The following is an 11,185-nucleotide window of genomic DNA, read 5'->3' as shown; positions in this document are numbered from 1 at the left end:
GTGGTGAACTAGTGGAGAATATTCGTCATCGCTCTTTTTTCGTAGGACGTGTTTAAACTTGCTTGACACCACCTTATCAAAAGCAGCATTTGATAGGGTGCATCTCACTGAGACAATCTCTACAAATCAAAAAGATCAATAATTGAATCGTCTTCAATAATTCGACTGGATGTTGCAGTATGCGCATTTTCTAATAATGTCGTCATTTTTTCTTCAACGGATTTTTTGATTAAAGCGGTCGTATCGATTCCCCGTAATTCGAATAAAAGCAGCGGGTCCAAATCCAATTTAGCGCCTACAGCGTAAAGGACTGCAGAAATATGTTTGCACATATGTGCCCAATCCGGACAATCACAAGAGAGATCGATTTCATTTAGATTAGGAAACAAACCGTTCTCGCTGGTCAAAAAAGTTTCAGCGAGTGTTTTAGGGAATTGGCCATTCGCTAGAGCCTCTAAACTCTCAATATGGCCGCCGATTTGTTGGACCAACCGTTGATCAGTAATAGGATCGATTGCAATGTCTACTTGATACAATTTTGAACCGCTGCCGCAGACAACGCCTTGAATGACTCCTTTTTCAATCGTTAAGTCAAAGACAAAACCGTTTTTGATGTAAGAACGCCCGCGGTCGATGCGGTTATCATAATCGGCATAGTGTTTTAAATGATCGCACCACACTTTTCCCCAAAAGGAAGCAGCGATTTTGGTGCCTTTGACCAAGATAGGCTGAGCATTAGGATGTTTTTTTTGATAGGTTACCAGTTTTCTGGCAGCTTTTTGTTTTTTTTCGGCCATGCTTTCATAGCTGTAAAAATCATAACTCATCATCCGTTATCCACCTCCAATGTAAAGAGATTCCTTAAATCATCGTTACTCATTTCTGTCAACCAATTCTCGCCGCTTGTTTCAGTGATCAAATCGTTGGAAAGTTGTGTTTTTTCAGCCAACAGTTCATCGATTTTTTCTTCGATCGTTCCGCTGGTCACAAATTTATACACAAAGACATTTTTTTCTTGCCCGATACGAAATGCTCGGTCAGTAGCTTGATTTTCAATAGCTGGATTCCACCACCGGTCAAAGTGGATCACGTGATTTGCAGCCGTTAAATTCAGGCCCACACCACCGGCTTTTATGGAAAGGACCATATACGGTGTGTACGTATCAGGAGCGTTAAATTGTTCAACCAGCTCTCCGCGTTTTTTTACGGGAACGCCGCCATGTAAGACCAACCCCGATTGACCAAAAACTTCTGCTAAAAAGACATTGAGCGGTTCGCAGATTTCTTTAAATTGCGTAAAAATCAATACTTGCTCGTGCTTGTCACGAATCGTTTCGCAAATGTCTCGCAACGCTTCAAATTTTCCGCTGAGTTTAGGTTTGAATTCTTGATTGCCTAAATACTGGTCAGGATGGTTGCAAATTTGCTTGAATTTAGAAATCGCCGCTAACACTAAACCTTTTCGTTGAATGCCGTCAGTGGCTTCCATCGATTTTTCAATATCTCGTTGAAGACCTTTATACAACGCAATCTGTTTTTTGGAAAGGGAAACGTATTCTTTCTGTTCGTTTTTTTCCGGCAGATCAGAAATAATGCGGTGATCGGTTTTCAACCGTCTGAGTATAAAAGGCGAGATCATTTGACGTAAAGCTCCATAGTCAGTGCCTTTTTTGATTTGTTTTCCAAATTCCGTTTTTGAACCCAACAGTCCGCTATTTAAAAAATCAAAAACACTCCATAAATCAGATAGCCTGTTTTCAATTGGGGTCCCGGTCATCGCAATTTTTGCGCGGGCTTTCAGGGCTTTGATACTTTTAGTCTGTTTGGTTCCTGGATTTTTAATGGCTTGCGCTTCGTCTAAGATCAAAAGGTCAAACCGCTCTTCTTTAAGAGCCTCCATTCTGGCAACCATACCATACGTCGTGATAAGCAAATCAGCTTCTGCGTCTTGAATTAGGGTATTCTTTCCATGCAAAATCTGTATCTGTAATTTTGGTGCAAAACGGGCTGCCTCTTTCTTCCAGTTTTCCAGCAAAGAAGCGGGGATAACTAAAAGAGTGCGTTTGTTTTCTTGGCGCAGAGAATCGAGTAAAGCCAAGATCTGCACGGTTTTTCCTAAACCCATATCATCCGCTAATAAAGCACCAAAGGTCTGTTCTTGCATAAAGTTTAACCAGTTATAGCCTACTAACTGATAAGGGCGCAGGTCAGCTTGAAAAGATTTTGCAGGTTGCTCTTGTTGGATTTGAGTGGGTGTGGTCATCTGTTGAAAAACAGTTTGCAGCCATTGACCATTTGTTGTTTCGATCAAAGACTGTTCTTCTTCCTCAGAAATTTGCTGCTGCCGCAAAGCATCAAAAAGAGTCCATTCGCTGTTTTCTTTCGTATCGTAAGTCGTTAATAACTGCTGCAGTTTTTGGTGATTGATTTCCACCCATTTGCCTTTCAAGAAAGCCAATCCTTCATTTTGCTGTAATAAAGCCTCAATTTCTGCTCTTGAATAGCGGTCTTCGCCTAAATAGATTTCTGGTCTGCCAGCTAAAAGAGCATCCATTCCAACTCTGCTTGGTTTTGTATCGCCAATGGTTACTTTGATGGTCGTCTTGCGTTCTTTTTTCCAAAAATCAGGAATACGGCAAATGACTCCTTGTTCTTCATAAAGAGCTGTTTCTTTTAAAAATTGATAGGCCTCGTCTTCATTGAATCGTAAAGGTGAAAATAATTCCCCTGATTCAACCAATTGAGAGATGAAAGCAGATTTATCAGCAACTCGTCCAACAGCGGACAGTAAAGAGAGCATCTCAGAAGACTCATTGAATTCTGTAAGTGCATTTTTTAGAGGCATATGACTGACTCTGTCTTGATTCTTAGTCGCATAGGTAGCTAAAAAAGCGAAAGGAAAGCCGTCTTGTTTGCTTTCAACCAAATGAAAGTAAACCCTGCCCGCAACAATTAAAGAGTTGTTTTTTGATTGAATATATTCAGAGACACTGCCTTGAAAACGGCTCATTTCCTCATTAAAAATCATTGCCAATTCTTGGTGAACGTTTTTCAGCCATTGAACAGTAATAAATTCATGGCCGATGGCAAAAGGTGCCTTATTCATAAGACTTTGATAAACCGTTTCTGAAGGGAATTGAAAGGTGCGAGTGACTTCAATTTCTCCGTCATTTTTTAATGCGGAGACAAACTCTTGCGCTACATTGAATAGATAGGCAATCGAGACATCCGTTTCTACTGTCTCTGAAGAAAAAACTTGTTCATAAAGAGTGCGGAATGGAGCTTTTTGTAATGCACGTTCAAATTCTGTTGTTGGGTTTTCAATATAAAAGCCTTTTTCTAAAAAAATCGCTTGTGCCATATGTTTATGTAGTCCTTCCTTTTGAATCATCTCATTGAAAAAGCAGCCAACCGGAATAAAGTTTCTTTTAAGATTATTATACGATGTTTAAGATGCAACTGAAAGCAGAAGGGGAAAGTTATAAATTACTATTGGGGTTTGGTAAAATAAGGTGAGTAAATAAAAGGATTTGATTTTATGGAAAAAGAAAGAGCCGTAACTTTTATCGAAAAAGCTGCGGCTGCTGAATTAGGGATTGTTGCATAAATCGTTCCCGATATTTTTTCCTTTGCTAAACTGTTAGGAGAATAAAAAACTTCTATTTAATACTCAATCACATTTAAACGTTTTTAAATCTCTAACTCAGCTAGGATATCCATCGCTTTTTTGTATTCTGGATTAGGGCTGCCATCTAAATTTTTATCTGTGATCTCAAATCCCAGCTTTTGATACAATCCAATAGCTGCATGGCTCCAAGTTTGAGTATGCAAGTAAACAGGAGACGTGTCTTCCAGAGTTTGCAGTGTCTTAAGTGTGCGAGTCATTATGGCTTTTGCGAGACCTTTTCCTTGGTAACCCGGTTTTACTGCTACCCAATAAACAAGTTGGTAACGATTACCGTTGGGTGTTTCTTTCCACCATGCTGAAGAAGTCGCGATTTTTTCTCCTGAAGCATCTGCGATATGCCTTAGATAGAAACGACACTTTATAGTGTAAGAACTGAAGATTCTTGAAATCAAAGTAACAAGTATCTTAGAAATATCGTAATTACATTAAAAATGGATGGAATAAGGAGTGTTAATTAAACAACAATAAACTAAATCCCTGCAGTTACTTCATATTCTTTAAGAAATTTTTAGCCAAGATACAGAATAATTAATGAATATGTAATTTTAAGCATCATAGTTTATGAATTTATGAAATTAAAAATAACATTTCTATGATTATTTATTATTTTTGTCATTAGTAGTATCATATAGGTGAAGATAGATTTACTATTCTGTCTAGGAGGTTTTATGATGAAAAAGCTGTCTATAGATAAATTAGCAACTATAGTAACAAATAAAAGAAAAGAGAAAAATTTTACTCAGGAAAATCTAGGGGAGTTAACTGGTATCAATAGGATTATGATAAGTCGTATTGAAAGGGAAGACTTTATTCCATCTGTTACGCAATTAGAAAAATTAGCGGACATACTTGAATTTGATATTGCAGATATATTTATTGAAAAAGAAAAGGAAAATTCTTTTGTCGCACTAAGAAGCGAAGCGCTAAGCGATAATGAAAAAGAAGGAGTAGAACAACTCTTTAAAATGATGATCTCTCTGAGACAACAAACGCTGCTAAGGAGAAAGATTGAGAATGAATGAACCTACTAAGCTTAATGAACTACAGTTAGAGGAAATTCGTAAACTTGCTAGAGAGCGTCGTCAGTCTCTTGGATTTGTTGGGGAAGCTCCCATTGCAAATGACATTTTTACAATATTGGATCAGCTAGACATTATGTTGCTCGAATACCCTATCGAATCTGAAAAAGGGAAGCCCGCTTTTTCAGCAGCCATTATGTATTCAGAAGAAGGTGGAAAAGAGCTTGTTTTTATAGGGGTAAATACTGCTGATTATTACGACAAACAAATCTTTGCCATTGCTCATGAGTTGTATCATTATTATACAAAGACGGGGTCTCATCTTAGTCGATTAGATGACAAAGAAAGTAACGCAAACGAAGCAAAAGCGAATCGTTTTGCCGCAGAATTTTTATTGTCAGAAGAAAATTTAAAAGGGATTGTACTTGAAGAATTTAAGGTATCTTCTTTAAAAAATATTTCTGATAAAACTCTTCTTCGTTTTATTGCGCGTTTGCACTGTACCTATTGGCTTCCTTACCACTCTCTTATCAAAAGATTAAGTGAAATAAAAGCTATCACGCAAAGACAAAGTAAACAACTCTATGCTATTGATGAAAGAGCCGCAAACAGTGAGTATTTTAAAACCGGGTTAGCTATCAATAAGGAAATTTTTAACAAATTAAATACCATCACAAAAAATACGGGTACCTCAGCTCAGAATATTGAAATTATTTTACGTAACTTTGAAGACAATCTTATTGATGAAGAAAAGTTTGCTGATACACTAAGCCTTTTCAATAAAAAACCAGAGGAATTTGGCTACGGCACCACTATATCCGATGAAGATATAGACGAGCTTAATGCTTTTTTTGCTGTGAAGGATAATGATGAAGATTAATATCCAAAAGCCTAATCCCGCACTTATCAGCATTTTTGAAGATCCTAATCAGATGATTACTTTAGATGCTAATTTTTTAATTCCGCCCTACCGCAAACATGCTAACCGTGGATTTAGTTTTTCTCAATTTAAAGAAGTATGGCTAGATCCTATTTTCTCAGCTTTTCCAAACTTAGCTATTCATGAAGCTGTTTATGAAGAATTACTCCAATCTTCTGTTCAAAACTACGTAAAAGACTTACTAGGAGAAAAACCAGCCAAGATTATTCTTCATAAAGACTCTGACCTTACTTCAGTAGAAGAAGGCGTAAGAAAGTTAATTGAATCCAGAGTTTATAAACTTACTAATTATGACCCGGTAATTGATAATAAAGATGATCGTGGAGAAGTAAAGTCGCTTGCCTATATAGCAGCTAAAGGATTACTTTATTTTGCAGCTCATGATTATAATGCTATCCAACTTGTAGAAAAGGCTGAAGAATGGTCAACTGGACTGGATAATGTACAAGCTATTCAAATGTATGAACTTATATACTATCTTTATACAAAAGGACTAGGAGATAATAAAGCGCTTCGTTTTTTGTATAAATATCAATATTACTTAACAAAACATGAAAAAGAAACAAATCTCGAATGGGGAGAATTTATACGTCATATGAATATGTTCTATCTAAGTTGAAACAATCCAGCAATAAGTTTGAAGAAAATAACTTTTTGTCTCACAAAACAGTCTCCTGTTTTACTTTTATCGTATTGTTTCAGCTTCGCGGACAAATTGAATAAAAGGATTAAATCGATTGAACGATTTAATCCTTTTTTGAATTCTCCAAACCAGCTAGGATATCCATAGCTTTTTTATATTCTAAATTAGGACTTCCATCTAATTTCTTATCTGTGATCTCAAACCCTAACTTTTGGTACAAGCGAATGGCTGCGTGGCTCCAAGTTTGAGTATGGAGATAAATAGGAGAGGTGTCCTCCAGAGTTTGCAGTGTCTTAAGTGTGCGAGTCATCATAGCCTTAGCTAGTCCTTTTCCTTGATAGCCTGGTTTTACTGCAACCCAATGAACAAGCGGGTAGCGATTACCATTAGGAGCTTTTTTCCACCAAGCTGAAGCCGTTCCGACTTTTTCTCCTGACGGATCTGTGATAAATAGCATGCGCTGTTTCAACTCTTCTGTGTAAGGAGCAAACGACTTTTCAAAATAATCCAATGCTTGTATTTTGTCCTCAAATTCTGCGACACTTGTTTCAATAGCGGCCCATTCACGTTCATCGCCTTCTTGGTAAAATGTAAATTGAAAGCCTTCAGGTAAAGCCTGTTCCTTCACTGGAAGCTCGCTCTCTCGAGACATCCAAATTTCTGCATAAGGAATTGATTTATCCAACAAAAAAAGCACCTCTTTCTTTTTTGATAGTTGAGTTAACTGTACCATTTTATGGTTGTAAAGTTAAATGGATTCTTTCTATATCAGGAAGGACTTACTAGCTGCAGGAATGAATCGGTAGTTTTTTGGTTATCCAAAGATGTATCAAAAACAGCTGAAGTTATAGCTTATTTCAAGTTTGGTCTGAAAACGATGAAGTTTAATCCATTGACGGACAAAATAGGCTATTGTGCTATTCCTAATTTCTAGATAAGGAATCTTAGATTTCAGTTGTCCATTTGAAGAGAAGAAGTGCTGGTTTGAATAGGTTCGTGTACATCAATCAACTTAGCTGTTTTGCCGCTAAACTTTCTGTAACAGGGGATCTTTGGCGGCTTTTTTAGTGTCTTTGCTTCTTTGTCGGATTGTCATGGGAGCGGTATTCTACAAGTGTACAAGGCCTTGTAACACCACTTGAAGGATATGACAGAGATGTTGAGAAAATTAGCAGAAGAGAACGAACGGGATTTTTTTGATCAGTATTCGGGGATGGTTCATGGAGCATTGAGACGATTGGGTGTGTGGCATATGCATGCCGATTACGATGACTTTGTGCAGCAAGGTCTATTGAAGTTAGTAGAAGCTTATGAAAATTATCCCAAAGACTTGGAGCAAGAGGAGTGTGTGAAGCAATTTGGCGGATATGCGTATCAAAAAGTGTATTGGCACATGATTGACTTGATGCGGAAACAAAAGCGTCAATGGGAAAGTGAGATGGCTTGGCCAGAAGATTTAGAAGGGAATCAGCCAGATACTCAGGTGTCTATTGAGCAGAACTATCAAGAAATGGATTTACTGAAAAACATGCTGCCGTTGTTAACAGCGACGGAACAAGCTTATTTAGTGGATGCAGTCGTCAATCGGATGTCAGTGACGGAGATTGCTCAAAAACAAGGGGTTAGTCGCAAGACGGTTTATGAATGGAAGAAAAAAGTAGCGGTCAAATTGGCTTGCTTTTTAGAGAATTTGAAAGCATAAAATTAAAAAGGAGAAGCAGCTCATGCCAAGCGACTAGTGGCATGAGCTGCTTCTTATTTTTAGGATTCAGTGGGTGGTTCATTTCTAAAGTCTCTTAGAAAAGCTTCTTTAACTTCGTCGCTATAAGGATTGTCCTCTCCGAAAATTTCTTCCATGGCTTCATTCATGCAGTACATCGCCATATAAATCAGAATCTTTTTTAGGGGATAGTGTTTAAAATGTATCGAATGAGTAGCTAAGTATTTTTCTACAGGGTTTAATCCAGTAGTGTATGACCATTCACTAGCGTAAGGAGAAAGCATCATCAGTTGAGCGACCATTTTGTCTTGCAACAATTTCAGAACTCCAGCCCGTTCGATTTGTTCTCGGTAGCTGTGAGGAGAAATCATCAATTGCAGTTCATGATGGTTTTGGAATTGCACTTGCATATAGTTCCCTTTTTTATGTTCTTCTTCTCCGCAAATGTGGTGCAATCCATACCAGCTAGCAGGTTCTTTAGCAGTTCCTTTCTCGGGAACAAATATTTCAAGACCGGATATAAAAGGACATTTTTGATGAATGCCTACAGTCTTGCCAATGTATTGAACAAATTTATAATCCAACGGCTTTTGATTGAAATAGCGTTCCATGATCGTTTTTGAATCCTCAGTGGACACTAATGGCGGTTCATTTATCTGGAAGACAATTGTGTTATAAGGAGTATCTTTCCTATCTCGAATGTCTTTGACATAGAAAGTGTCGGCGTTGACTAAGATATGCGCTTGTTCCAAACTGGCAGCTAATAGAGTCGGAAGATTAGTGTCAGTAATCAACATAGGCTGAAGCCTTTTTCGAGTAAAGGTGGTTTCGTAATAATAATCTGATTCATTTATTTCATTCGTATGCTGAATAGATTGTTTTGGTAAAAAGCATGCTTGCGATAAATAATAAGCCTTTCTCCAGTTATTGTAATACCCTCGATGCTGATTGTGGTCAAAACCCTCTTCCATTCTTCCAACTCCATTTCATTTCTAATTTGTGATAGACGTAACTATGATTATATTGTAACCGTTATCAATCGTTATTGCATCAATTTTTTTTAAGTTTAACTCATTTTTCTAGTCTGTTTAGAGCAGGTACCTGGTTCAGGGAATGTTCTTTAAGCAGACAGGCCAGTAAGTACCGAAACTGCACGGTAGGTAGCAATAGGTGTACAAAAAAAGAGGACCTAATCAAGCCGTAAAGTAGGGTGACCGAGAAAAATTTGACATCAATTAAACTCTCTTCTCCATTGACATTATAAATCTGTCATGTTAATTTAATCATAATCTAATTTCAGGAATGAGGAACGTATAAATTAAGAAAAAGAGTTGGTTTTTATTGAGCGCAAGTTTGGTGTTGCTTGGAGCTTGCAGTAATGACGGTGGTTCAGAGAGTACAACCGCTGTTCCGGACGAAACAGGCGGTGGCTCTGTAGCGCTTGCAGCGGATCAAACGATTCATTTATCGGTGACCAATGAATTGGCTACAGCTAACCCGTTGTTTATGCAAGATATCCAAACGACAACTGGCGGTAATCAGTTTTACGAAGGATTGTTCCGGCTGGATGAAAAAAATGTGGCTCAGCCAGCACTTGCTGTGGACTATCAAGTTTCCCAAGATGGTCTGACCTATACATTCCAATTACAAGAGGATGCAAAATGGTCCAATGGAGATCCCGTAACCGCGCATGACTTTGTTTATGGGTGGCAGAAGGCAGTCGATCCCGATACAGCCGCTCCTTACGCCTATATGTTTGAACCCGTTGTAAATGCTGCTGAAATTAACCGCGGTGAAATGGAATCGGCTGAATTGGGGATAGAAGCCACTAGTGATACCGAATTGGTCGTGCAGTTGAACGTACCGGTTTCTTACTTGCCGGAAATGTTAACGAACCCGTACTTCTTCCCGTTAAATGAAGCGTTTGTTGAAGAACAAGGAGATGCCTATGGAACTTCCGCTGAGACGACTCTTTCCAATGGCGCATTCGAGCTGACCAATTGGGAAAGTGGCGCGCAATCGTGGTCTTATGTGAAGAATGAAGACTATTGGGATGCAGAGAATGTAACGTTGGAGACCATCAATATGCAAGTTACCAAAGAAACAGGAACGGCTTTAAACTTATATGAATCTGGACAACTGGACAATGTCTTGCTTTCAGGAGAATATGCTCTCCAAATGCAAGGAAGAGAAGACTATTTAACGGAAAATATTGCTAATACCAGTTTCTTACAATTCAATATGGAAAATGAATCGCTTTCCAATTTGAATTTGCGCAAAGCAATCAACGCTGTCATCAATCGAGATGACTTGGTGAACGTTATTCTTGGTAATGGATCTCGTCCTACTACAGCTTTTGTGCCGGATAATTTTGCGGTAGACCCTGAAACCGGGGAAGATTTTACTGCAGGTCAGCCCGATTATGAAGGGTTTGATTTGGACGCTGCTCAAGAATACCTCGATGCTGCCAAACAAGAATTAGGAACCGATACGATTGAGTTTGAATTGACTGGTGATGACGACGAAACGAGCAAAAAAGTCAGTCAGTATATTCACGGGGTAATCCAGAATAACTTAGAAGGTGTTGAAGTTACTATCGTCAATATTCCAAAAAACAACCGCATCACTAAAGGTGGAAGTGGAGATTTTGATGTGATATTAGGCGGCTGGAATGCTATTATTCCCGATCCAGTAAATATGTTGGATCTAGGGCATAGTGAGACGACTTTTAATCATGGTCACTACGCTAATCCAGAGTTTGATGCGTTGTTGGATGCAGCGGAAGGCGAGCACGCGAATGACGAAGTGCTGCGTTTTGAAGATTTACGGGCAGCGGAGACGATTTTTGTCAATGATGTAGCTGTCGCACCACTTTATCATAGTTCGGAAGCCTTTTTATGGGACCCCGCTATTCAAGGAATCGTGCGGCACTCTGTAGGCGCCCGTTATGATTTCAAAGATGCTTATGTAATTCCTACTGAACAATTGGGCTAATTTGAAATGGAGAAAAGTTCAATAGAACTAAACAGCTTTTTTTCCGATTTTTCAGTTGTCCAAAAAAAGAGCGCAAGCGATTGCGATTAATGTTATCTACATTCATCGCAATGACGGATAAGGCAATCGTAGTCAAGGTAGTTTCGCGGAGTTTGGTGCGGATATTTTCCATACCGAAACA

Annotated in this window: 10 protein-coding genes and 1 pseudogene; 5 read left to right on the top strand and 6 right to left on the bottom strand. The window is 38.5% G+C overall.

From position 1 onward, the window contains the following. Positions 1–119 precede the first annotated feature (119 nt). From ACEN36_RS11200 to ACEN36_RS11190, 3 genes are all read right to left on the bottom strand, one after another. Positions 120–830: an SWIM zinc finger family protein gene (locus ACEN36_RS11200; protein WP_407103227.1), complete on the bottom strand. Its 711-nt coding sequence runs from the start codon at positions 828–830 to the stop codon at positions 120–122. After that, positions 827–3,361 (bottom strand): DEAD/DEAH box helicase, encoded by a 2,535-nt coding sequence (locus tag ACEN36_RS11195; protein WP_407126601.1) that lies wholly within the window; start codon positions 3,359–3,361, stop codon positions 827–829. Before ACEN36_RS11195 ends, ACEN36_RS11200 begins: the two co-directional genes overlap by 4 nt. A 329-nt stretch (positions 3,362–3,690) precedes the next feature. Beyond that, positions 3,691–4,080 (bottom strand): GNAT family N-acetyltransferase, encoded by a 390-nt coding sequence (locus ACEN36_RS11190; RefSeq protein WP_407103225.1) that lies wholly within the window; start codon positions 4,078–4,080, stop codon positions 3,691–3,693. Positions 4,081–4,359: 279 nt separating this feature from the next. On the opposite strand from ACEN36_RS11190, the gene ACEN36_RS11185 reads away from it, so the two are divergent. Genes ACEN36_RS11185 through ACEN36_RS11175 form a run of 3 tightly spaced genes read left to right on the top strand, consistent with a single transcriptional unit; the run spans position 4,360 to position 6,266 of the window. Then, on the top strand, positions 4,360–4,710 hold the full coding sequence (locus tag ACEN36_RS11185; RefSeq protein WP_407103224.1) for a helix-turn-helix transcriptional regulator: 351 nt from the start codon (positions 4,360–4,362) through the stop codon (positions 4,708–4,710). Next, on the top strand, positions 4,703–5,587 hold the full coding sequence (locus tag ACEN36_RS11180; RefSeq protein WP_407096286.1) for an ImmA/IrrE family metallo-endopeptidase: 885 nt from the start codon (positions 4,703–4,705) through the stop codon (positions 5,585–5,587). The genes ACEN36_RS11185 and ACEN36_RS11180 overlap by 8 nt, the downstream gene beginning before the upstream one ends. Beyond that, the gene (locus tag ACEN36_RS11175; protein WP_407103223.1) at positions 5,577–6,266 is read left to right on the top strand and encodes a hypothetical protein; all 690 of its coding nucleotides are present in this window, start codon (positions 5,577–5,579) and stop codon (positions 6,264–6,266) included. Before ACEN36_RS11180 ends, ACEN36_RS11175 begins: the two co-directional genes overlap by 11 nt. Positions 6,267–6,393: 127 nt before the next feature. Here the strand turns inward: ACEN36_RS11175 and ACEN36_RS11170 are convergent, their stop codons facing one another. Then, positions 6,394–6,978 carry a GNAT family N-acetyltransferase gene (locus tag ACEN36_RS11170; protein ID WP_407103222.1) on the bottom strand — a complete coding sequence of 195 codons (585 nt, stop codon included), beginning with the start codon at positions 6,976–6,978 and terminating at the stop codon, positions 6,394–6,396. 468 nt (positions 6,979–7,446) lie between these two features. Between ACEN36_RS11170 and ACEN36_RS11165 the strand changes: the two genes are divergently transcribed. Further along, entirely contained in the window at positions 7,447–7,992 is a 546-nt protein-coding gene (locus ACEN36_RS11165; protein WP_407103221.1) for an RNA polymerase sigma factor, read from the top strand. 59 nt (positions 7,993–8,051) lie between these two features. Here the strand turns inward: ACEN36_RS11165 and ACEN36_RS11160 are convergent, their stop codons facing one another. Beyond that, positions 8,052–8,981, bottom strand: a complete 930-nt coding sequence (locus tag ACEN36_RS11160) for a competence protein ComK (RefSeq protein ID WP_407103220.1) — start codon at positions 8,979–8,981, stop codon at positions 8,052–8,054. A gap of 370 nt (positions 8,982–9,351) precedes the next feature. On the opposite strand from ACEN36_RS11160, the gene ACEN36_RS11155 reads away from it, so the two are divergent. Continuing rightward, positions 9,352–11,004, top strand: a complete 1,653-nt coding sequence (locus tag ACEN36_RS11155) for a peptide ABC transporter substrate-binding protein (RefSeq protein ID WP_407103219.1) — start codon at positions 9,352–9,354, stop codon at positions 11,002–11,004. Here the strand turns inward: ACEN36_RS11155 and ACEN36_RS11150 are convergent. Continuing rightward, positions 10,985–11,185: pseudogene (locus ACEN36_RS11150) on the bottom strand (hypothetical protein); the annotation flags it as partial. The gene ACEN36_RS11155 and the pseudogene ACEN36_RS11150 overlap by 20 nt on opposite strands.

The sequence above is a fragment of the Desemzia sp. FAM 23989 genome, from assembly GCF_045528345.1.
Classification (GTDB): domain Bacteria; phylum Bacillota; class Bacilli; order Lactobacillales; family Carnobacteriaceae; genus Desemzia.
Note: the sequence above shows the minus strand (reverse complement) of the source record. Positions and strands in the feature narration are given on the sequence as shown.